Consider the following 23,219-nt stretch of genomic DNA (forward strand, 5'->3'; position numbering starts at 1 on the left):
CGCGCCACATCGGGTTCAAACGGCTGTTCGGTTGATAGCAGCGCGACAGTCTGCTGTACCGATGCGACAACCTGTCACATGCCACCCGTTTACCGCCCGTAGCGCTGTTGGCTGCCATTCAGACGCTATGCTAGGTTGGCCGCCTCGCCAGGAAGGCCCGCCAACAGCAGGAGCGCAACATATATGAGGAACGCACATGGCTGAGGCCACGCCCGCGCTTGAAATCCGCAACTTGCACAAACGCTACGGACAGCTTGAGGTGCTCAAAGGCATCTCGCTGACCGCCCGCGACGGCGATGTGATCTCGATCCTGGGTTCCTCCGGTTCCGGCAAGTCCACGTTCCTGCGCTGCATCAACCTGCTGGAAAACCCGCACCAGGGTCAGATCCTGGTGGCCGGAGAAGAACTCAAGCTCAAAGCCGCCAAGAACGGCGAACTGGTCGCAGCCGACGGCAAGCAGATCAACCGCCTGCGCAGCGAGATTGGTTTTGTGTTTCAAAACTTTAATCTGTGGCCGCACATGAGCGTGCTCGACAACATCATCGAGGCCCCACGCCGCGTACTCGGCCAGAGCAAGGCCGAAGCCATCGAAGTCGCCGAAGCCTTGCTGGCCAAGGTCGGCATCGCCGACAAGCGCCATGCGTACCCGGCGCAATTGTCTGGCGGCCAGCAACAACGCGCGGCCATTGCCCGCACGCTGGCGATGCAACCCAAGGTGATCCTGTTCGACGAACCCACCTCCGCCCTTGACCCGGAAATGGTCCAGGAAGTACTTAATGTCATCCGCGCACTGGCCGAAGAAGGCCGCACCATGCTGCTGGTCACCCACGAAATGGGTTTTGCCCGTCAGGTGTCCAGCGAAGTGGTGTTCCTCCACCAGGGCCTGGTAGAAGAGCAAGGATCGCCACAGCAGGTGTTCGAAAACCCGCTTTCGGCGCGCTGCAAACAATTCATGTCCAGCAACCGCTAACGGAGCTACCCGCATGCAGAACTACAAAAAGGTCTTCCTGGCAGCCGCCGTCACCCTGGCGTTCAGCGCCGGTGCCATGGCCGAAACCCTGAAGATGGGCATCGAAGCGGCCTACCCGCCGTTCAACAACAAAGATGCCAGTGGCAATGTCGTCGGCTTCGACAAGGAAATCGGCGACGCCCTGTGCGCCAAAATGAAAGTCGAATGCACCGTGGTCACCTCCGACTGGGACGGCATCATTCCGGCCCTGAACGCCAAGAAGTTCGACTTTCTGATCTCCTCGATGTCGATCACCGACGAGCGCAAGCAAGCCGTCGACTTCACCGACCCGTACTACTCGAACAAGCTGCAATTCATCGCCAAGAAAGACGTCGACTTCAAGACCGACAAGGATGCGCTGAAAGGTAAAGTGATCGGCGCCCAGCGCGCGACACTGGCCGGCACCTGGCTCGAAGACAACATGCCTGGCGTTGAAACCAAGCTTTATGACACCCAGGAAAACGCTTACCTCGACCTGACCTCCGGTCGTCTGGACGGCATCCTGGCGGACAAATACGTCAACTACGAGTGGCTGAAAAGCGACGCCGGCAAGCCTTACGAATTCAAAGGCGACCCGGTGGAAGAAAGCGACAAGATCGGTATCGCCGTTCGCAAGAACGACCCGATCCGCGAGAAGCTGAACATCGCACTGAAAGAAATCGTTGCTGACGGCACTTACAAGAAGATCAACGACAAGTACTTCCCGTTCAGCATCTATTGATACTGACCTGCCGGACCGGCGCCGTTTTCTGACGGCGCCGGTCCCCGGCCTTGCCTGCCGCGATTTGAAAAGAAATCCATGATTATCGACCTCTACGGATTCGGCCCGGCGCTCGCCGCTGGCGCGCTGATGACTGTGAAACTGGCACTCTCGGCCCTGTGTCTCGGGCTGCTGCTCGGTTTGCTCGGCGCCTTGGCCAAGACTTCCCCGTACAAGCCGTTGCAATGGCTTGGCGGCACTTATTCGACACTGGTACGCGGCATTCCGGAACTGCTCTGGGTGCTGTTGATCTACTTCGGCACGGTCAACCTGATGCGTGCCCTGGGCGAGTTTTTCGGCAACCCCGACCTTGAACTCAATGCCTTTGCGGCCGGCGTGATTGCGCTGGGCCTGTGCTTTGGCGCCTACGCCACGGAAGTGTTCCGCGGTGCAATTCTGGCAATCCCCAAAGGCCACCGCGAAGCCGGTGTGGCACTGGGCCTTTCGAAATTTCGTATTTTCACCAAGCTGATCATGCCGCAGATGTGGCGCATCGCCCTGCCCGGCCTGGGCAACCTGTTCATGATCCTGATGAAAGACACCGCGCTGGTGTCGGTCATTGGCCTGGAAGAAATCATGCGTCACGCGCAAATCGGCGTGACCGTGTCCAAACAGCCGTTCACCTTTTATATGGTGGCCGCGTTCATGTACCTGGGCCTGACGATTCTGGCCATGACGGGCATGCACTTCATGGAAAAACGCGCCGCTCGCGGCTTCGCGAGGAGCACCCAATGAACTGGGAAGTCATCATCAAGTGGCTGCCGAAACTGGCTCAGGGCGCAACGCTGACCCTGGAACTGGTGGCCATCGCCGTGATTGCCGGCCTGTTGCTGGCGATTCCGCTGGGCATCGCGCGTTCGTCACGCCTGTGGTGGGTACGGGCATTTCCCTACGGCTATATCTTCTTTTTCCGTGGCACGCCGTTGCTGGTTCAGCTGTTCCTGGTCTACTACGGCCTGGCGCAGTTCGATGCGATCCGTAACAGCTCGATGTGGCCGTACCTGCGCGATCCGTTCTGGTGCGCCACGGCGACCATGACCTTGCACACCGCGGCCTACATCGCCGAGATCCTGCGCGGGGCGATCCAGGCGATTCCACCGGGGGAGATCGAAGCGGCGCGGGCGCTGGGCATGTCCCGGGCGAAGGCGCTGTTCTACATCATCCTGCCGCGAGCGGCGCGCATCGGCCTGCCGGCGTACAGCAACGAAGTGATCCTGATGCTCAAGGCCAGCGCGCTGGCCAGTACCGTGACCCTGCTGGAACTGACTGGCATGGCCCGCACCATCATTGCCCGGACGTATCTGCCGGTGGAGATCTTCTTCGCCGCAGGCATGTTCTACCTGCTGATGGCCTACGTGCTGGTTCGCGGCTTCAAGCTGCTGGAGCGCTGGTTGCGCGTCGATGCCTGCCAAGGGCGTTGATTCCCACGTGTTGACGGGCGAGGCCCTGCTCGCCCGCTTCATGACGCTGGATGCTTTTCTGATCGAGCATCAGGCGCTGTGGAAGCCTCGACCGTTCACTCATTTGCAACTTCCTTGGGAAGCGTCCTACCCGGAGCTGGCTGTATGGCTACGCGGGCGGTCGCTGGAAGACGCGGAAAACAGTCATAACCAACCTTGCCTGCTAAATGCGCCGGAGCCATTCGCTTCGCTGGCGGCGCTATCCCTTGAGCTGGGTTCGGTGGGTGAGCTGCCGGCACACACGCTGGAGACCGCTGGGCATCGATTGAATGTCGATGTGCCGGGGCGCAAGTGGCAGCAGATCGAGGCGTTTGCCAGTCGGTTGTCGTTTGCTGCGCCACCGATGCATTGGCTGGATTGGTGTTCGGGTAAAGGCCACTTGGGTCGACGCCTGCTGCAAACCGGTCAGCAGCTCACCTGCCTGGAACATGATCCTGCTCTGGTGCTAGGCGGTCAGGCACTCAGCCAGCGCCATCAATTGCATGCGCTGCATGTCGAGCAGGATGTGCTGGCACCCGGCGCCGCCTCTTTGCTGAACGCCGATCACACACCGGTCGCACTGCATGCCTGTGGCGATCTGCATGTGCGATTGATCCAGCTCGCCAGCGCCGCCGGGTGCAAACAAATGGCCATTGCGCCGTGTTGCTATAACAGGATCAGTCTTCCTGCATACCAGCCAGTTTCCGCTGTCGGTTTGCGCTCCGACCTACAGCTGTCACTCGACGATCTCTCACTCCCGATGAGCGAAACCGTCACCGCCGGTGCCCGAGTCCGACGTCAGCGCGACACGTCCATGGCCCGACGCCTTGCCTTCGACCTGCTGCAACGGCAACTGCGCGGTGTTGAGGAGTACTTGCCCACGCCTTCTCTGCCGAGCGCCTGGCTGGACAGATCTTTCGCCGACTACTGCCACCATCTGGCCGCATACAAAGAGTTATCCACAGTCGGCCCGCAAGACTGGTCAGCGCTCGAAGCCGCCGGTTGGCAGCGACTGGCCGAAGTACGCAATCTGGAGCTGCTGCGCGGACTTTTCCGACGCCCGCTGGAGCTTTGGCTGAACCTTGATCGAGCACTTTTCCTCTCTGAGCAGGGTTATGCCGTTCGCCTCGGCACTTTCTGTGAAACCCCACTCACGCCGCGTAACTTTCTGTTGCTGGCGGAACGCGCCTAAAACAGCCACAGCCTGTGGATAACTCTGTTGATGAAATATCGTGGATCCAATGTTTACGCCTGTTTCAGGGCTGAAACCAAACTGTTCAATTTTCGTACACCCGAATAAAAAACCGGAAAAACAGGCATTTGCGAGAAAATGAGACTGGATCCACATTTTCGATCTTAACCGCGTGCATCGCCTTCCCCGTTGTGCATAAGCATTAATTCAAAAGAACATAAACGCCCCGGAAATCCTCAACTATCTTTGCCAAGCGTCAGAATTCTCTGATGTCAGGGACAGCAAGGAGCTGGGAAAACATGAGCACATTGAACAGTGCACAGGAAGCCGTCGATATCGTTGCCAACGAAGCCATTGTCGCTGCGCTGCAGCAAACCTTCGCGGTAGGCGGCGCCATCATCAACAACGCAACGGGCGAGGTCATCGCCGCGCTGCACAACAACGTGCTGATGCCTTTCCCTGGCAGCGGCACGACTTACTTTCTACCCCACGACCCGACCGCCCACGGAGAACGACAACTGGTGGACTGGTACTACGAAAACGTCGCGCCACTGAACCTGCCGCCGCCCAGCCAACTGACCGTCGTCACCACGCTCGACCCATGCGCCATGTGCGCCGGTTCGCTGCTGACCGCAGGATTCAACGTCGCCGTCAGTGCGATCGATGACTACGCGGGTATCAACTACAACAGCCAGTTCACCTTTCCGTCGCTGCCACCGCAGATCCGCCAACAGGCGCAGGACACCTGGGGCTATTACGCGATTGCAGCGCCAGTCAGCCGCGCCTATCAGGGCTCGAACAGCCCGGTGTTTGCCAACCAAACGATCGACTCGGCAGCATATTTCCTCTGCAGTTCGATCTTTTCCGCCAGCGTGAATACGGTGCGCGAGGCCAGCAACAACAGCGGTCTGTCGCCGGATCAATTAAAAAACCCGGCTACCCTGCCGGCCAACAGCAAAGTGCGCCAGGCACTCACGGCACTCAGCCCGTTTGCGCTGACCGTGCAATCGGCCAACCCGCGCGACCCTGGCGCAGAACTGGCCCCGCCGCTGCTGAAAACTGCGCAACCCAATCCGAAAACCCCAGTGTTCAACTCGGTAGCGCTGATCGATCCATTCGGTAATTTGCTGGTGTGTCTGGGCGGCGCCGAGTACCAGTCGCCAATTCGTACAGCGTTCATGGAAACCACACGCGGCTATGCGGTCATGCGCTGGACCCTGATGAACGACCCCGACCCGGCCGTACGCGCCGAAGCCGCGCAATACCTGACGCATCCGAAATACGGCACCTTCGTCTTCCTCTACGCCCCCGACCCAACAACACCTCAGGCCGTAATGACCTTCGGCGCCTACGGTTCGACCATGGAAGGCCCCGTGCCACAGAGCTATCCGTCGAACCTGCAATATGTGCTGTTGCCGGGCAACACCACCGCGCAAGCGTTGTCGACACTGGCCCAGAACCTGCCGCCGTTCTATACGCAAAGCGTGCAAGTGGCGCCAGCGCAGGTGCTGAGTCAGGACCTGATCAACGCGGTTAAAAACGGCGTGTGATGCTTCATTGGCCAGCCCCGCAGATGCGTCTGTGGGGCTGGTCTGACGGCTGCGTAAAAATAGTCTGAATTCAGGGGTTTACAGAACCAACCCAATCGCTATAATCGTCGCCCTAACACGCCGGTATAGCTCAGTTGGTAGAGCAACTGACTTGTAATCAGTAGGTCCCGGGTTCGACTCCTGGTGCCGGCACCATACAAAACGAAGCCCTCGTAGAAATACGAGGGCTTCGTTGTTTCTGGGGTATTTGTATTTTTGGCAACACCTCGCCCTCAGTAGAAATAACACCTCTCATCTCCCCCCACTTCGACCGACTCGTCGCTCTCCCCCCCTACAAAACCCTCAAAAGCGCGGCTCTTGTACCAAAGGCTCATTTTTCAATCTTTATGCTAAATTATGAATCAGCAATAATTATTGCGGAACCATAAAAAGGGGTAATTGCATGAGCAGCATATTTCAGCGCCCTGAACTGGCTGAATCAATGGCAAACCAGCTTCTCAATCCAGGTGTGCTCGATGAAGGTCTGCGCTCAGGTTTATTTCTGTCTGGCCTGCGCCGTACAGGAAAAACGACATTTCTGAGGAATGACCTCATCCCAGCTCTCGAAGAAGCGGGTGCTCTGGTCATCTACGTCGACCTATGGAGCGACACGCTGGCCAACCCGGCAACGCTCGTGCACAACGCCATCTATAAAACCCTGAAAGATCTGCAAACGCCGGGTTCCTCTGCCTTGGAAATACTCAAGCGCGTCAGCAATGTTGAAGTAGGCGCTGCCGGATTCAAATTCGGGTTCAAACTCGACAGCATTGGCAACGCCGACGGCCCGACACTGGCGCAAGCACTTACAGAGGTCGTCGATCAAGCGAAGACCGATTTGGTGCTGATCATCGACGAAGTGCAGCACGCCATTTCCTCCGACGACGGCAATCGGCTGCTCCTGGCACTCAAGGCCGCCCGCGATGCAATCAACCCTCGCCCGAATACGCCGGGATACTTCCTGTTTATCGGAACCGGCTCCCACAGGGCGCAAGTCAGCGAACTGACCGCCAAACGCAACCACGCGTTTTCCGGCGCCACGTCAGCAGCCTACCCGTTGCTGAAAGGTGATTACGTTGAGTTCCTGCTCAACCGACTCGCAATGACAGTCAAGAAGGAAAAGCTACCTTCCCTCAAAGCCGCTATCGAAGCGTTCAATACCTTGGGAAATCGACCTGAGGAAATGCTCAAGGCCCTACGCCAACTCTTGCAGCAGGAAGGTGAGCCCGATCTTTTCCTACCTGTAATAGCCAGCACATTACGCTCGGCGGCGGCGAGTATTGAGCTGGAAAAAGTCGAGCAACTGGGTAGCCTGGCTCAAGCCATTTTCAACAAGATCGCCTCTACAGAAGGCGATGCACGGGGGATTTTCTCCATTGACGCAGCGGCGGAGTATTCAAAGTCGGTGGGGCGAGAGGTGCGGGTTGAAGAGATTCAGCCGGTGGTCATCGCACTGGTCGCGGAAAACATCATCATGCGGCGCGGGCATGGGATTTATGCGATTACGGATCAATTTGTTCAAGAGATTTGGCTGGAAGAGCGGGCTTTGATTGAGGGGAGTTAGGGTGCGGGCTGATCTTGAACTAGTGAAAGAATTATCTGCGGAGCTGCCGGAAAAAGCATGTTAGTCCTCACTAACTCGCGAACCAAATCGGCGCGAACGTCATTCGTCTAAAAGCAAAACGTGGCGCAACCGAGTAAGCGCTCGGTCTCCATCTCTCAGTGATCCGCTTGTCCACGCGGGTCCATCCAAACAGAGCTGCAAAGCCGCCCTGTTTGGATGGACCTCACTTAAAAAATCTAAAGCCCACGCAACTGCCTGTGGAAAACCACGGATTTCCACCGGTGGATAAATTCATCCACGGCCGCAGAACTACCAAAAATTCGAGCCTGACCCGAATTATCCATAGGCGTAGAAAAGATCGGGCAAAGTGCTGTCGTTGACAGCAACCCAGGTAGCCAGAACCTTTAAGGCTACGCCACACGGTGGTGGTTCTCCCAAAGTGCGATTAGCGTCCGGCGGCTCGCACGGTCACTCACCGAGTGATAGATGCCAATTTCAGATCATTGCCATTGCGGCAAATACATCCCCTACCCAGCTGCCCTGCAGCAACCTATCCGCTTGGCCATTTCCTTGCGCCAACCTGCGTGACAAACACCGAAGTCACCAGCAACAGCGATGCAGATGATGGTGCCGCTGTCCACGGAGTGGACTGCACCTGACTGACAGTCAGGCATGCCCCGGTCATTGCATCACTGCCTTCACCCGACTCAGGATTTCGCGGCGCTGGTCTCGTCAGCCAGTGCAGCCTCCTCCCGCCCACTTCTTCGGAATTGCTCAGGAGGCCAGATCATGAGATGCCCAAGCTCCCGATCGTAAGGAGCCGCAAGTCACGCGCTAGTGGACAACCCACACAGATCGCAGGGGCCTTGATCCCTGATAACACTCAACATTCTTGGCGGGATGACGTGGGGAAGGTTTCAAAAGTTTGGGCTTCGAGAGGAGTTCGATCATGGCACTGGTAGGTAAACGTGACGGGCGCAATTTTGGCTATGGCCGGCAACTGAGCTATGCCGGACCGCAGGCGTTGCGCAATCTATTTGGTGGCGGGCATTACGGCACGGTCAAGGCGCACAGTGATCACTGGCAGGCGTTTGTGCACTGGTGTCGGCAGAGGATGGGCCAGGGTTTAATGATGCGCGGCAAATAGATCGGCAGACCTTGTTGGACTATGCCGGACATCTGCGGCAGCAAGTTGAACAAAGTGCTATCTGCATCGCCACTGCGCAAAATCGGTTGTCCAGCGTGAACCGAACCATGGCTGCGCTACGCGCTGATCAGTCGGTGAAGGTGTCGAGTCAGAGCAAGACGCTGGGAATGCGGCGCACCAGTGTCCGTCTCTCGGTGCCGCAAGGCCAAGACCGCGAACAGGTGAAGCGGATCGTCGACGTGCTCTGCGAACACCAAATGCCGCGCGCGGCGGCGATCGCTCAGTTAGCGCGAGCCACCGGCATGCGCTTACGCGAGGCCATTTTGGCGGACCTACCGCGTTTAATACGTGAGGCTGAGTACTACGGCAAGATCAACATTCAGGACGGCACCAAAGGTGGTCGCTCAGGCGCGTCGACACCTCGCTGGATTACGGTAAATGATCATGTTCGCGACGCACTAATATATGCCGCACAAGTCTCACCCGAGGGTAGCCACAACCTGCTTGCACCGAACGAACGCTACCTCGATTTCCAACAGGGAATCGTCCGTCCCGCACGGAACATCCTCCATCAGCACAACCTAAAAGGCTTCCACGAATTGCGGGCAGCTTATGCGTGCGAACGCTATGAGCAGATCACCAACCACAAAGCGCCTGTGAACGGTGGCCGGTGCAGTCGACTCGATCCACACCTTGATCGAGAAGCATGCTTACAAGTCAGCTATGAGCTAGGGCCCGGTCGGATCGCCGTGGTATCGGCCTACATCGGTACTCGGGCATGAGCAAGCTATTCGATGTGGAACTGTTTCTAGCCGCGGTGCTGACTGGCTCAAATACGACACGCCAGTGTCATCTACGGCAAGCAAAAGCAATTCAATCAGCGGTTCATGCTCGATGGAACAAGGAGAATCCATGGTCATGGAAGAAAAAGCACTTAGTTTGGTTTTTAAGTGAGCACTCGAGTAACCACTTCGATACAACAAAATATTACTACTTACTTACCATAGACATCATTAGTGCTCGCCTAGGTAAAAAATGGAAATTCAAAAACCTATAGAGCCGAGCAATTAAAACACCAAAAATCTAAAATATAGACAAATAGCAGCCCTAAAAATAAGCCATCGAAAAACAAAAACCACTATACAACAAAATTTCTGGACTTAAGCTCCTAAAAAAGGCTCCTCACCAACATGATAAAGAAGCCCTATAGCTCACGCCAAAAGACAAGGCACTATATTAGAAAAAACAAACACCTCAACTTTTGTCCGATGGAACTCCAGAAAACATAAGTTTCCCTCCTTCCGGTCCGGCACCTGGCCCAAACTCTACAAGATAATCGCATCGCTTAAGTATCTCAGACTTATGATCGATCACTAATACCGCCTTAAAATTGATAGCACAATCTTTAATATAGTTTATTGCTTTAACTGCGGAGCCCATATCCAACCCAGCACCAGGTTCATCGATTATAAGAATCTTATCTTTTCCAGGAGACATCAACGCCTGTAACAACTTTACTCGGCGAGATTCACCGCCCGACAGACTTCCGATCTTTCTATTAAAGCTCAGGTGCGATACGCCGAGAGCTTCCGCTATCCTCACTGCGGTACTGAGCTTTTTGTTTTGAGCTACCAGCTCGCTAGGCAAGGAGTGTAGCGGCAAGCCATAAAACTCCTTCACATTCATATCGCAGACCTTAACAGCATCAACAATATCCGAAAATAATTCACCCTCACAGACTGCGCAGGTAATTTTGATGGTTTTTTCAAAAGTCCTAGTAAAATCTACGACTCCTGTTCCACCACAAGCCCCACAGCAACCTAGCTTTCCTGGCTGGGGAAGAAAAAGCTCCCTACTCTCATTCGAATTTGATGAATAGATAGTTGCAATATTCGCGACCAAATCAAGCGCCGTTGCTACAGTAGATCGAATATTGCCTCGCATTTGCTTTTGCGATACATAATAAGCTCCTGGCACCGCCTCGCTTATAGCCCCCGCAAAGGAAGACTTACCTGATCCAGAAACACCGCATATACCAGTCACTGCACCTTGGGGAATAGATACAACAATATTCAACACGTTATTTTTGCTAACGCTTGGCAGAGAAAGCATATCTGACAACTTAAACTCTCTACTACCTCTAATCAACTCATCAGCAGGAGCCACATAAGGAACAATATAACCACCCATATCCCCTGGAGCAGGACCGATACAAATTACTTGGTCCGCCGACTTTATAAAGTAATGATTATGTTCAATCATCACGATAGTGTTTCCATTGGCACATATGTTTTTCATTTTTTCAATCAGCGCAGCATGGCTATTGGTAGATATCTGTGAAGAAATCTCATCCATTACAAACATAACCCCGGAAATTGAGGTGTTACACACTTGTCCAAATCTAAGCTTTTGCAACTCACCACCGGATAACGTAGGAATTTGCCTGATCAGAGAAACATACCCTAAGCCTAGCTCAACCAGCGTTTCCAATTGAGAAATTAACGCGCTAAGTGCTGGCGGGTATTTTTCGTGAGAACGCTTCAGGCGCTCAACAACTTCAATAATTGGATGCCGTAAAAAATCAAAAAATGAAATCGCCGAGACCTTACTTTTTTTATATATTAACGGATCCAGTCCTGTCGCATCACAATAAGAACATGGCAAAGGTATGGAGAATTTTCTAAAACTCTCAAATAGTGAGATTTTATCGCTATCCGAAAATCCGCTCAGATCTTTCACTGGGCCTACATACCGTTCTTCTCTGGAACGCCTCTTGCCACCAAAAGCAAAATTCACCTTAAATTTTTTTATGGATTCTCCATTGAGAACCTTGTATTTTTGGTCTCCTGACAACTCGGATATTGACTTTTTAAGATCTATCCCTTCATCCTCACAAAAAGCGCGAAGAAGCGCTGTATTCTTAGCTAAATTAGCACCAGACCAACACTTGAATGGGTTTCTCTCTAAGGGCTTTAAATCATCAACGATGAGACTTTCGGATAACGACAATGACTCCCTACTTCCCTGACAGTGCGGACACTCGTTCCCTAGCTTATTTAATCGAAGGGACGAATGATCAAGCAGAGTATTCCCATCAGGGAGGATCGAGTAAAGATAACTTGGAACATCGAGATATGAATAAATAGTAGATTTCGGGTTAGAGTTATAATTATTTTGCGTTAATGCTATAGCCGGTAATGACCCATAAAATGAATCTACCTTATAATCAGAATAATCATAGGCTCCTGAATCAAGCTGATTAAACTGCTGTTTACAAATCGCAAACAACGTTCCGTAAGCCAAAGAGGACTTGCCCCCACCGCTTATACCAGTAATTGCTGTAAGAGAGTTTAATTTAATCTCAACATTCAAATTTTTCAGATTGTTTGTTTTAGCACCAACAACCGTGAAGAAATTTCTTTTTAGTCTTCCTTGCATCAGTAACTCCATTTGTAGAAGCTATGAGTGACATGAGAAGGCCAGTATGGTATCGTTTTGACTCTGTGTCCATAACGTAAACGGAGTTAGCAATGGTCAAAACTAAGGTTAGTTTAAAGTTTTCCGAAGTGAGCGAACACCCCGAGGCAGGTACCAAATACACTACAACCTGCTCAGGAAGTAGAAGTGATTGCTGCACTCGAGTTTGCACTCGCCCAAATATCGGATCTGATGATGGAAGCTTGGATTCATGGGATGAATATCTCGAAGCCAACGCCGGTGTTTTGCAATATTGATCTAGGGGCGGTGCCATGAACGTGGCACCAATTCCTCTCAGCAGGATGAAGAATGGAAGCTCTTGCATATGATCCTGTCTTAAAAATAAAAGACAGCGTAGACGTCTACGTATCCACAGGCGAATCGGATGTCTGCACAATACAGTTCTATCACATCAACACTAGACAAAAGCTTTCCATTCGCATAGCCCCCCCATTTAGTGATGTGCTAGCAGCTCTTGATGGATTAAGTCCACTATCAAAAATCCTGAAAAGTTTTGCATTCGAATTAGATTCAGTAGAACTCAAGTCTATTTTTGAGTACTTAGTTGCAAAGGGCGTACTAGAGCACCCGACTATTGAGGACCCTAACTCGCGATATTCGCGACAAATCAATTTTTTGTCGGACTGGATTTTTGGACTGTCATCAAACAAGGCTCACGAGCAAATAATTAACAGTCACGTTGTTATCTTTGGTGTAGGTGCAGTTGGCTCTTCTATTGCAATCAACCTTGCCAGAGCCGGTGTTTCAAAATTCACGTTTGTAGATAACAAGGTCCTTTCCTCTCAATCCGCCGAGCGGCACCCATTTTTTTCAGCTAAAGAAGTCGGTGAGGCCAAGGTAGATGCGCTTAAGCGCCACCTGAAAAAGATCAATTCCGCAGTCAGAATCACGTGCGTCAGAGAAAAACTCCTACCTTTAACAGACCTATCTAGTCTTGTTGACGACGTCACGTTGGTTGTTAATACGGCTGACGAACCTTATATCGGACACACCTCTGTCAAGCTTGGTCGCTATTTATGGGAAAAAAACATTCCACTTTATGTTGCTGGTGGATTTGATGCACATCTCATGAGCACAGGCGACTTCTATATACCTGGAGAGTCGGTCTGCATTGATTGCTGCAGTGGTTTTTTTAGTGCTGCGCTGGCGGACTGGAAACCAACTTACAAAGTCCATAAAACCAATCCAGCAAGAACACATATTATAGGTGGTAGCGGCGGAACTTACAGCATGTCGCTATTTTCTGCATCATTCGCTTGCATTCAAATTTTGAACTATCTGGCAGGCGGCGACGCCTACAAATCCAGAATATCGCAGCGCGGGGAATTTATAATCGGCAAAGGCGAGATAGAATGGGTAGAAATTTTAGCGAAGGAAGGATGCAATGTCTGTGGAAAATAAAACATACCGGTTAAGGAGTTGCGTTGCGATCGTAAAAACTAAAAGATTCGTAGAGTTTTTTGATAGTAATCTGAGAACCGGATTTTCGATCGAGCTAGACTATCCTGAAATTATCGGACTACTGCACCGATTTGATGGCTCGCTATCGGTCAACGATGTAAGCTGTTTGTATCCGGAAATTTCAACTGCAGAACTATGCACACTAGTCCTATTTCTAAAAAACAAGTATGTTTTAATTGAAGTAGATGAGCCATATTTACAGTCCGACATAAACTCCCACCCGCGCTTAATCAATACATTGGAGAGCTATTTTCATTCCACATCAGAAGTCCATAGATCCATCTATCAAGGCTCAAAAGCAAATATACTTATAATTGGCCTAGGGGCTGTAGGATCTTGGGTTTTACATTGCCTTGTGAAAGCAGGCGCACAAAATATAACCGTCATGGACAATGACAACGTTGAGCTATCAAATCTCCATAGGCAGGATTTATTTTTTGAAGCCGATGTTGGCACGCCAAAAGTCATAGCTGCTCACAACAATATCAAACAAGCATACGATGTTGATATAACCGCCATATGCAAAAAAATGGAATCAGTCGAAGATTTATCGCTAACCAACTTCCCAGATCTAGTTATAAATTGCGCAGACTCTCCGAGCGTGGACACCACATCTAAAATTGTTTCAGACTTTTGCCTGAGCCACAAAATACCACATATAATTGGAGGCGGATATAATTTACATCTAACATTGATTGGACAAGTAATAATTCCTGGTGTTACTGCTTGTCTTCACTGCTTCGACAAAATACTTTCCCCCACTAATGCGGCAGAATTATTTGGCGTGAAGAAGCTAAATAGAAAGTATCGCAAGATTGGTAGCATGGGACCTGTATGTGGCGTTTCCGCATCAATTACTGCCACAGAAGCAATTAAAGTAATCTTCGGAGTCCCCATCCAATTTTTAGCAGTAGTCAATAAACGACTAGAGTTCAATCTGAGCACTTTTGATTTCGGCGCATTTTCAGTAGAACGAGACATTACTTGCGCCTATTGCACCACTGACTGATATTTTGGTAAAAATTTTATCGTAAATATTTACCATAAATCGCCTTTCTGAGCGAGACAGCGACACCACGCCTAATACTAAAGCTTTATCTTTTATTTATAATTGAATATTAATTAACAATCTCCGTTGTGGATATACCCACCCAGATCAGACGCAGCGCTCATACGTCGAGCAGGCCATCAACCACCACCGGTAGGTAGCCCGCTTGGTGGCCATAAGCTATGATCAAGAGTTAGGACGATGGCAAGCGGACTCTGCCAAAAAGCATCGCCAGCTGGTTAGTTTCGCGGAAAGACCCAGCGCCCCGCTGAATGGCTAGCAGCTAAGCCTTTTTAAAGACTGTGCTTCTGCACATCATTTGGCTGGCGCGCATTTTGCCTACTGAGCAGATTGGAGTCAGGAACGATGAACGAGGGAAAAATGGATAATTTCGAGCAACAACCTTTTGCGGATGCGGAGTTCGCGGAAAACCCCGAACAGCGTTGCCCTTGCGTGCTATTGCTTGATACCTCTGGATCGATGCAAGGTCGTCCGATCCAAGAGTTAAATGATGCGCTGCAGTTCTTCAAAGAAGACCTGCACGCCGACACCATGGCCGCCAAACGCGTAGAGCTCGCTGTGGTGACGTTCGGTCCTGTCTCTGTCCGAACGGAATTTACTACAGTGGATGGCTTCTACCCCGAAATGTTGGAGGCGAGCGGCACGACGCCGATGGGGGAGGCTGTGGTACGCGCATTAGACCTTTTGCGCGAAAGGAAAGATAGCTACCGCGCAAATGGCATCAAGTACTACCGGCCATGGGTATTCCTCATTACTGATGGAGCTCCCACGGACAGTTGGAGCGAAGCTCGTCAACGAGTTCATTCAGGCGAAGAGCGTAAAGAGTTCATGTTCTACGCGGTCGGGGTAGAGGGCGCTGATATTTCCATCCTCACGCAGCTCGCGACCCGGCAACCCCTCAAGCTAAAGGGCTTAGCGTTCCGTGAACTGTTCGCATGGCTCTCTAGCTCCCTGAGTGCAGTTTCGCAATCCAATCCAGGGGATGCTGTGCCGCTGACGAATCCTACTGCTCCCGATGGGTGGGCCGTTGCTGGCTAACCCTCGCTGGCGCTGGGCGGCAGCTTCTAGAATCGGCACATCCCACCAGCGACTGGGAACCCGGAAGCAGGACGCCTACGGCGTCCGGCTCAGTTCGCGTGCGCTGTGTACGGTGGTTTCCGACGGTGCGGGCAGCGCCAGCCACGGTGGCGAAGGAGCATCCTTGGTCTGTCGTCACCTTATCCTCGCTTTCAAGGATTGGTTCTCAAATCACGATCAGCTACCGGGTGACGAGGTCATTCGGTGCTGGATAGACGAGTTGCGTGACCGCCTCAGCGCGGTGGCGGCACGACGTAATCTCACTCGTCGTCAGTTTGCTGCAACTTTGGTCATGTTAGTCGTGTTCAAAGATGAGCTCCTGACTCTTCAGATCGGTGATAGCGCACTTGTGGGCCGTCAAAAGGGGGCGTGGGAGGCTTTATGTTGGCCCGAAAATGGCGAGTTCGCGTCCACTACGTATTTCGTCACGGATGATCCCGAGCCTCGATTGCGTCTCTTCCGTCGTCAGTGTGAATACGATGCCTTTGCACTTTTTTCTGACGGGCTTGAGACAATTGCGTTAGAGCAGGCAACCCAGCAGCCATATGCCCGCTTCTTCGACCCGATGATCAAGGCCGTAGACGGGGCCGACGGTAAAGGGCGGCTCGCCGGATTGTCGAACGCGCTTGCCCAGTATCTCGATAGTCCACGGCTGTGCGAACGCACGGACGACGATAAAACTCTGATCTTGATTTCGAGGCGATGAGCAGTTCTCCGATTCGCATTGATGGGAAGAGCATGGAGCTCGGTAAGCGCCTAGGCAAAGGGGGCGAGGGTGACGTCTACGCCATACCTGGTCGCGCCGATCAAGCAGTCAAGGTATACAAGGAAAATTTACGGAGCTCACGTGAATCTAAAGTCCGTGCCATGGTGGAAAGCCAGCTAGCGGAAAAAACCAGCCTGATTGCATTCCCGTCTGAGATCGCGACTGATAATTTGGGAGTCTTCGCCGGTTTCACCATGCGATTGGTGTCGGGATACCGCCCAATACATGAGCTCTATAGCCCCAAGTCCCGGAAGATTCAATTTCCCGATGTCGATTATCGCTTCCTGATCCGGGCCGCACAAAACGTCGCGCGTGCTGTGGCGACCGTACATCAAGCCGGATGCGTCATCGGAGACTTTAACCACTCCGGCGTCCTGGTTGCTCCCGACGCCACCGTGGCGCTAATTGACGCCGACAGCTTTCAGTTCAAACTGAACGGCCGTTCCTATCCATGTGTTGTCGGAACTGAGGATTTTACGCCGCCGGAGCTACATGGTCTGAACCTGAGCCAGGTCGAACGAACATACGCGCATGACAATTTTGGCCTCGCTGTCGCGATCTTCCAGTTGCTGGCCATGGGTAAACACCCTTACTCCGGCCGCTATAGCGGCGCAGACCTCTCTCTTGGTCAAGGCATTGCGCAACACCGCTTTGCTTATTCGGTGGTACGACGGAGCACGACGCAAACCATACCACCGCCTGGAGCGATCCAACTCATTGACTTGCCGCAACCAGTCGCGGAGGCATTTGAGGCCTCGTTTGGTCTCGATCCCGCAGCCCGCCCCAACCCTACGATCTGGGTCAAGCTTCTGCAGGAACTGGAAACCAGCTTGCGTCGGTGCCCAAAAACGCCCACGCACTACTTCCCTCATGCAGCATCAAGCTGCGTGTGGTGCCGGATCGCCAGTCAGTCCGGCGTCGAGATGTTCCCTGCAGTCTTTACTTCAGGAGCAGCGTCAGTGCCCACCTCAGGGGGCGAGCCCTTTGATCTCGGCAAGATCGCGGCGGCCATTCGAGCGGCCCCCATGCCTCGCCCCGCAGACATCCTTCCGACGTGGAAGGGTGATCCTGGCTCCTCGCCCAGCGCTCTCAGGGAAGCCAAAAGCAGACAAACGACCCAACGGTTTGTCGGTGGCCTGATCATGCTGGCTGCCCTTATCGCATTTGCAATCGCTCCGCGTGGTGCGATTGTCTGGATCGGCTTGGGTGTTTTCGGTTTGTCTCGCTTGCTGTCCGCGAAAGTCGATCATGCACCACCACTTAAGGCTTATGCAGATGCCGACAATCGGGTGCAGGTGGCTTCTATTGCTCACCTTCAGCGAGTCGGCTTCACTGAACTCTTCCACTTGCACAATGATCTGGAAAATTGCATCGGGCAGTACCAACAACTCGAAGCAGGGTTGGCCCGTGAGCTGGAACGCTTGAAGACAACCCGCGAAGCTCGTCAACGTCACCAGTTCTTGGATCGGTTCCTTCTAAGTCGAGTGAAGATCTCAGGGATCGGTCCGGCAAAGATGGCCACATTGGCCTCATTTGGCATCGAATCTGCGGCAGATATCAGCTACGACGCAGTGATGGCTGTACCTGGTTTCGGCGAATCGTTGACCGGCAAGCTTCTCCAATGGCGTCGTGAGCAAGAGATGAAGTTTCGATATAACCCAACGCCTGATCCTTCAGATCAGCAAGTCGAAGATGCTGCTCGTGCAGCGGCAGCATCCAAACGAGCAGCCTTGCAAGGCAAATTGCGGGCAGGGCTGGCGGCCCTGCGGGGTGCACCATCGAGACTGGTCAGCAACAAAGGTCTGCCTGAGCCGGCTCTAATACAAGCCTTGGCCGATCGCGCCCAAGCCGAACAGACTTGTGCCGCTCTGGGAATTAAGACGCCACCACACGGTGCACTTAATTTGCCCATACTAAAGCCTATGCCAGCCCCATCGAGCCATTACCATGCGCCGCCGCATGCCCCTCCTTCTTCAAACATACAACGGGGGTCAGCTCCAGGTCGGGCAACATCTGCCCTCACGTGCCCAATATGCCGTGCTTCGATGGTGAAGCGTAAGGCCAAAAAAGGTCCTTACGCCGGGAAATCGTTCTGGGGGTGCTCGCGATATCCCCAATGCAAAGGAACGCGAAATTAGAGTGCCACCCCGAGATTAGCTGAGAGTTCAGCAGAGAGTTGGTGTGACGAATAAAATGCGAAGGCTGATTAGGATAATCTTAGGGATAGTAATTTTTATAATTGATATTAAAAATACGTAAATCAGTTCGTTAATTTCTTATTCGACTCCTGGTGCCGCCATACAAAACAAAGCCCTCGTAGGAATACGAGGGCTTTGTTGTTTCTGGAGATCACTCTACCAATTGGCACGAGGGCGTTGCCGTGTGTGAAACACTCCGAGGACTTGAAGGCGATCACCGCGTACCCGGTAGGGAATGAGATAAGACCAGTTGGGCACTGCCCATTCGCGCGTGTTTTTGACTCGACCTTCACGGCCCATGCCTGGGAATTCGGCAAGTTTGTCTACGCTGGCAAAGATCGCATCGGAGAAGTCGTCAGCAGCCTTGGTGTTTTCAAGGGCAATGTAGCTCGCTTCGTCCTCCAGGTTTTTGAGGGCTTTTTCAAGCCACTCAACCCGCATTCCTGCTCCAACGCCGGGCGCGCATCGCCGCTACCTGATCATCGGAGGCGAATTTACCTTGATCGGCCTCTTCCACCGCCAGTTCGATCTGTACAGTCAGTGTCCTCTCGTGCTCGATGTAGTCACGAAGAACGTCCATCGCCAAGTAGCTCACACTTTGGCCATTCGTCTTGGCCAGATCGGCGAGGGAGTTCGAAAGGTCTTCCGGCAGGTTCAGGGATATCCCGGTCATGGCAGCCTCGATGATGAACGTATGTTGGGCATCTTACACCTCCGAGCGCTCACTTGAATTGGCAGGTCGTCGTAAGATGCTTCACGATGTTTTTCGTTTTCAGGCTGACTGTTTTCGTAACTACGCGATACCCCAAATATCCGAGAGGTAAGCCTGGAAACTCGTCGGAGATTTCCTCGTTGCTCTGTGGAAATGCTCCCTTGAAAGTCTTGTATGTCGGATGTATGTCTTGGTTATCGATGCTTGTTTAATGGCGTTGCGCGTCACTTCCTGAAAGCTACAAAACCTTGCGGCATTGCCTACAGTTACCCCAGAATCCGCCGGCTTGTGCGGCTAAAGCCCGGGCTCTATCGTTGACCTGCCACTGCCAATCAGTGGCCGGGCTTAGCGGCTCGAGGTTCGTCTTTTGCACGTGCATCCATCCCACAGGTGTTTTTTCATGCCTGCGGTTTGATGGTGGCTGTATGCAGGGCGCCTTCGGGCGCACCGGCTTTGAGACGTTCCCCGGTCCGCTAACCTGCGTGCAGCTGCCACCCTTTTCACTTAGCGGCGGGAAGGGTCGGCACCCAATAGGGAAACGTACTCATGCGTAAAGTAACCCCTGATCCTCCGGATGCAGATAAAGCATCTCCGAACGAAAGCTCCGAAACCCGCGACGAGGATGATCACCACGCCTCCTTCGCCGACATTAAGGCTACCCCGCGCATGCCTTGCACGATGTACAGCGTCAACCCGGAAGTCGACGTCCAAACCCTGCTGGGTTGTGTCAGCGAGTCGCTGGCATCCGCCAGCGTTATCACCATGGATGTGGCAGACCGAGAGACGGGGCCAAGTCGCAACTCCCTGCTGGGCGTTCACCAGATTCTGATGGTGGCAGAACTCTCGGTGAACCGTGCACTGGACCAACTCGACTCGATTGAATAGAACGCTGCACGCAAAAAACCACGTTCAAGCTCCGTGGATTTCCTGTCTCTCAAAAAGAGGAACTCCACGGACCCCAATCATTTTTTCGGTGAGCTTTATAGGTATGAAGCACTTCTTTCGCAATCAGCAGTTTCGAGGCTCGATTCCCTGTACCAGAAACAACAAAGCCCTCGTAGAAATACGAGGGCTTTGTTGTTTCCGGGGTTTGGAACGCAGGTCTTAGTGACTCACGCGGCGCTTTAATTGCCCTTCTGGCACTGCTCAAGAATGAGAACAGCCCCCGGATAATGAAACCCGGACGTGCTGGTAACCAAACCACTCTCCGGGTCCGGAAAGTAGGCCGCCACGTAATGGGTCCGACCACGTGCCTGGCTACTCAATTGCTCATGAAGTTCTTCGTACCAAGCCTTGATGTAGGCCGTTACCGGCTTTTTGCCCGAGTTTTCCAGTAGCTTCTCGAAATCGGAATCGGGAAAGAAAGGCGCGGCGAAAGTAGCTGAAAATCGGTAGTCCGCTTCCTGCACGCTCAACTCTCTAACATCCTTCCAGGCAGATTTCTTTTTCTTGAGGATGTTCTTGCTACGAGCACCTGCTGTGGTGCGTGTGCCAATTCGTTGCCATGCCTGCTTGGCTTCGAATGCAAAAGAAACTTCGGGTGTCTGCACCATCAGATCGGCACGCCCGGTGCGATGATTTTTCTCAAGGTTCTCATCTGGGGCCCCGCGCTTGGTCGTGCTGTACTCCTCAAGCGCCGACCACTGATTGATCCACGCCGCGCCCGCCAGAACACTGATGCTAGTCCTCTCGTTGTACCACCAAGGTGCATCACAGCAGGATTCTCCAGTCGCTTTTTCAACATTGCGCAGGTAACGGTCAATCGACTTTTTCCACCCCTGCAATAGCTGCCGAATATGTTCATCGTGTGCGAAATGTTCAGTGTTGAAACCGTCAATGGTGGAAAAACTCATGAAATTAACTCAACTCCTTTTGGGCGCTGTGGCAGGGACAATCATTGCCAGCCACTATTACGACATCATCCGCGATAACACCAGTCAACTGACTGATTAATGTGGCAGGCAAATAAAAAAAGCCCTCGTAGAAATACGAGGGCTTTGTTGTTTCCGCAGTTTGAAAAAACCGGTCTTAGTGACCCGCGCTCTGCCCACCATCCACATGCAGGATTTCGCCGGTAACAAAGTTAGCGCTATCCAGATAAACAACCGCCTGCGCAATGTCGCTGATCTCGCCCATGTGCCCGACCGGGTGCAGAGCGCCCAGCGCTGCGTGGGTTTCTTCACCGTGCATTGGCGTCTTGATGATGCCTGGGGAAACCGCGTTGACCCGAATCCCGCGCTTGGCGTATTCGATGGCCAGGGATTTGGTCGCCGCGTTCAAGCCACCTTTGGTCAGCGAAGCCAGTACCGATGGCACGCCGTCGATAGCGTGGTCGACCAGGCTGGTGGTGATGTTGACGACGTGGCCGCTGCCTTGTTTTTCCATCTCGGTGATCGCGAGTTGGGTTATGTAGAAGAAGCCATTCAGGTTCACCGACAGCACATTGGCGTAGTCTTCAGCGGTGTACTGGGTGAACGGTTTGGCGACGAAGATACCGGCGTTGTTGACCAGGGTGTCGACGCGGCCGAAACGTGCGATGGCTTCGCGGATCACTTGTTGAGCGACTTCCGGGTTGCCGATGTCGCCGGCCACGGTGAGGATGTCCGGATCGGTGGATGGCTTGATCGAACGGGAAGTGGCGACAACTTTGTAATCCAGATCACGGAACGCTTTGACCATGCCGGCGCCGAGACCTTGGGAGGCGCCAGTAATTACGATGACTTTTTTCGAATTGCTCATGATGAACCTCTACTAATAAATGATGGTTTGAAAAGTAAGTAATCAGGCTTCGGCGGGTTCCTTCGCCATTTGTCTCAACATTTGCTCGTAGTACTCGACCGACTGCGAACCGGACACCAAGTGCCGACCGTTGAGGATCATGGCCGGTACCGAATTGATACCGTGCTGCTGGTAAAAAGCTTCCAGCTCACGCACTTCTTTGGCGAACGCTCCGGACGCCAACACCTCTTGAGCCGCCGCTGCATCCAGCCCCGCTTCGGCTGCCAGTCGAACCAGCGTCTCGCGATCACTCGGGTTCTGGCCGTCAGTGAAGTAACCGCGTAGCAGGATCTTCTTCAGCGCAACTTGCCGCCCTTCCTGTAACGCCCACAACAGCAGACGGTGAGCATCGAAGGTGTTGTAGAAGTGGGTGCGCTTCTCCAGGTCAAACTTGAAACCGAGTGCTTCACCGCGAGCGATCTGCATCGCTTTGCCGGAGGCGACGTCTTCAGCGGTGCGCCCGTATTTGCGCATCAAGTGCTCGACGGCTTTCTCGCCTTCAGGCGGCATGTTCGGGTTCAACTCGAACGGCTTGTAGGTCAGCTCCACCGAAACTTCACCCGCCACGTTCTCAATCGCCTGCTCTAACGCCGTCGCGCCCAATGCACACCAAGGGCACACCACGTCGGAGACGAAATCGATGGAGACCGACGCAGTCACGACTTGCCCTCCTTCTCAGCCAGTTGCTTGCGGTACTGGGTGGTAGTGATCCCGGCGTAGCCCCAGTTATCGGTGTCGACTTCTTCGATCACGATGTGGGTCAGGTGCGGGTCCTTCTTGAGGACGCGTTCCAGTGTTTCAGTGATTTCAGCGATCACCTGAGCTTTCTGCTCAGAGGTAACGCCATCGCGGGTAATGCGTACGCTTACAAAAGGCATGAGGAAGATCTCCAGTGACCTGCTCATCGGGATGATGGGTAGGTGTTGGAGCTCAATGTAGGAGTTTGGGGGGTGGGGATAAAGG

The 23,219-nt window shown here is 53.1% G+C and carries 21 protein-coding genes, 1 tRNA gene and 1 pseudogene; 16 read left to right on the top strand and 7 right to left on the bottom strand.

Annotated elements, in window-relative coordinates:
* The first annotated feature begins 196 nt into the window (after positions 1–196).
* From KGB24_RS19180 to KGB24_RS19220, 9 genes and pseudogenes are all read left to right on the top strand, one after another.
* Positions 197–970 (top strand): ABC transporter ATP-binding protein, encoded by a 774-nt coding sequence (locus tag KGB24_RS19180; RefSeq protein ID WP_007897462.1) that lies wholly within the window; start codon positions 197–199, stop codon positions 968–970.
* A gap of 13 nt (positions 971–983) precedes the next feature.
* The gene (locus KGB24_RS19185) at positions 984–1,730 is read left to right on the top strand and encodes an ABC transporter substrate-binding protein (protein ID WP_223415889.1); all 747 of its coding nucleotides are present in this window, start codon (positions 984–986) and stop codon (positions 1,728–1,730) included.
* Positions 1,731–1,808: 78 nt separating this feature from the next.
* The gene (locus tag KGB24_RS19190; RefSeq protein WP_223415890.1) at positions 1,809–2,504 is read left to right on the top strand and encodes an ABC transporter permease; all 696 of its coding nucleotides are present in this window, start codon (positions 1,809–1,811) and stop codon (positions 2,502–2,504) included.
* Complete coding sequence (locus KGB24_RS19195; RefSeq protein ID WP_008041034.1) at positions 2,501–3,190, top strand: ABC transporter permease; 690 nt, start codon at positions 2,501–2,503, stop codon at positions 3,188–3,190. Before KGB24_RS19190 ends, KGB24_RS19195 begins: the two co-directional genes overlap by 4 nt.
* Positions 3,171–4,400 carry a methyltransferase gene (locus KGB24_RS19200; RefSeq protein WP_223415891.1) on the top strand — a complete coding sequence of 410 codons (1,230 nt, stop codon included), beginning with the start codon at positions 3,171–3,173 and terminating at the stop codon, positions 4,398–4,400. Before KGB24_RS19195 ends, KGB24_RS19200 begins: the two co-directional genes overlap by 20 nt.
* Before the next feature lie 299 nt (positions 4,401–4,699).
* Positions 4,700–5,950, top strand: coding sequence for a nucleoside deaminase (locus tag KGB24_RS19205; RefSeq protein ID WP_223415892.1), 1,251 nt, complete (start codon positions 4,700–4,702; stop codon positions 5,948–5,950).
* Between the two features lie 119 nt (positions 5,951–6,069).
* Positions 6,070–6,145, top strand: a tRNA-Thr gene (locus KGB24_RS19210).
* 247 nt (positions 6,146–6,392) lie between these two features.
* Positions 6,393–7,550, top strand: coding sequence for an ATP-binding protein (locus KGB24_RS19215; protein WP_223415893.1), 1,158 nt, complete (start codon positions 6,393–6,395; stop codon positions 7,548–7,550).
* A 949-nt stretch (positions 7,551–8,499) separates the two neighbouring features.
* Positions 8,500–9,479: pseudogene (locus tag KGB24_RS19220) on the top strand (integrase domain-containing protein).
* Positions 9,480–9,951: 472 nt separating this feature from the next.
* Here the strand turns inward: KGB24_RS19220 and KGB24_RS19230 are convergent.
* Entirely contained in the window at positions 9,952–12,135 is a 2,184-nt protein-coding gene (locus KGB24_RS19230; RefSeq protein WP_223415895.1) for an ATP-binding cassette domain-containing protein, read from the bottom strand.
* Between the two features lie 186 nt (positions 12,136–12,321).
* On the opposite strand from KGB24_RS19230, the gene KGB24_RS29235 reads away from it, so the two are divergent.
* From KGB24_RS29235 to KGB24_RS19255, 6 genes are all read left to right on the top strand, one after another.
* Positions 12,322–12,450: a hypothetical protein gene (locus KGB24_RS29235; protein WP_259331659.1), complete on the top strand. Its 129-nt coding sequence runs from the start codon at positions 12,322–12,324 to the stop codon at positions 12,448–12,450.
* A gap of 33 nt (positions 12,451–12,483) precedes the next feature.
* The gene (locus tag KGB24_RS19235) at positions 12,484–13,596 is read left to right on the top strand and encodes a ThiF family adenylyltransferase (protein WP_223415896.1); all 1,113 of its coding nucleotides are present in this window, start codon (positions 12,484–12,486) and stop codon (positions 13,594–13,596) included.
* Positions 13,580–14,665, top strand: a complete 1,086-nt coding sequence (locus KGB24_RS19240; RefSeq protein WP_207284641.1) for a HesA/MoeB/ThiF family protein — start codon at positions 13,580–13,582, stop codon at positions 14,663–14,665. Before KGB24_RS19235 ends, KGB24_RS19240 begins: the two co-directional genes overlap by 17 nt.
* A gap of 420 nt (positions 14,666–15,085) precedes the next feature.
* Complete coding sequence (locus KGB24_RS19245; protein WP_083360328.1) at positions 15,086–15,763, top strand: vWA domain-containing protein; 678 nt, start codon at positions 15,086–15,088, stop codon at positions 15,761–15,763.
* Positions 15,741–16,508 carry a PP2C family serine/threonine-protein phosphatase gene (locus tag KGB24_RS19250; RefSeq protein WP_223415897.1) on the top strand — a complete coding sequence of 256 codons (768 nt, stop codon included), beginning with the start codon at positions 15,741–15,743 and terminating at the stop codon, positions 16,506–16,508. Before KGB24_RS19245 ends, KGB24_RS19250 begins: the two co-directional genes overlap by 23 nt.
* Positions 16,509–16,540: 32 nt before the next feature.
* On the top strand, positions 16,541–18,706 hold the full coding sequence (locus KGB24_RS19255; RefSeq protein WP_223415898.1) for a helix-hairpin-helix domain-containing protein: 2,166 nt from the start codon (positions 16,541–16,543) through the stop codon (positions 18,704–18,706).
* 216 nt (positions 18,707–18,922) lie between these two features.
* Here the strand turns inward: KGB24_RS19255 and KGB24_RS19260 are convergent, their stop codons facing one another.
* Positions 18,923–19,207 (bottom strand): type II toxin-antitoxin system RelE/ParE family toxin, encoded by a 285-nt coding sequence (locus tag KGB24_RS19260; protein WP_207284638.1) that lies wholly within the window; start codon positions 19,205–19,207, stop codon positions 18,923–18,925.
* On the bottom strand, positions 19,197–19,439 hold the full coding sequence (locus tag KGB24_RS19265; protein ID WP_207284637.1) for a CopG family ribbon-helix-helix protein: 243 nt from the start codon (positions 19,437–19,439) through the stop codon (positions 19,197–19,199). Before KGB24_RS19265 ends, KGB24_RS19260 begins: the two co-directional genes overlap by 11 nt.
* A gap of 585 nt (positions 19,440–20,024) precedes the next feature.
* Here KGB24_RS19265 and KGB24_RS19270 point away from each other — a divergent pair.
* Positions 20,025–20,363: a DUF6124 family protein gene (locus tag KGB24_RS19270; protein WP_223415899.1), complete on the top strand. Its 339-nt coding sequence runs from the start codon at positions 20,025–20,027 to the stop codon at positions 20,361–20,363.
* Positions 20,364–20,602: 239 nt separating this feature from the next.
* On the opposite strand, the gene KGB24_RS19275 is transcribed toward KGB24_RS19270, so the two are convergent.
* The 4 genes from KGB24_RS19275 to KGB24_RS19290 form a co-directional block, all read right to left on the bottom strand.
* Complete coding sequence (locus KGB24_RS19275) at positions 20,603–21,331, bottom strand: hypothetical protein (RefSeq protein ID WP_223415900.1); 729 nt, start codon at positions 21,329–21,331, stop codon at positions 20,603–20,605.
* Positions 21,332–21,506: 175 nt separating this feature from the next.
* Entirely contained in the window at positions 21,507–22,217 is a 711-nt protein-coding gene (locus KGB24_RS19280; protein ID WP_008024998.1) for an SDR family NAD(P)-dependent oxidoreductase, read from the bottom strand.
* A 42-nt stretch (positions 22,218–22,259) separates the two neighbouring features.
* Positions 22,260–22,916, bottom strand: coding sequence for a DsbA family oxidoreductase (locus KGB24_RS19285; protein ID WP_223415901.1), 657 nt, complete (start codon positions 22,914–22,916; stop codon positions 22,260–22,262).
* On the bottom strand, positions 22,913–23,134 hold the full coding sequence (locus tag KGB24_RS19290; protein WP_008025002.1) for a tautomerase family protein: 222 nt from the start codon (positions 23,132–23,134) through the stop codon (positions 22,913–22,915). The genes KGB24_RS19285 and KGB24_RS19290 overlap by 4 nt, the downstream gene beginning before the upstream one ends.
* Positions 23,135–23,219 lie beyond the last annotated feature (85 nt).

It is taken from the genome of Pseudomonas sp. BF-RE-25 (assembly GCF_019956105.1).
Classification (GTDB): Bacteria; Pseudomonadota; Gammaproteobacteria; order Pseudomonadales; family Pseudomonadaceae; genus Aquipseudomonas; species Aquipseudomonas migulae.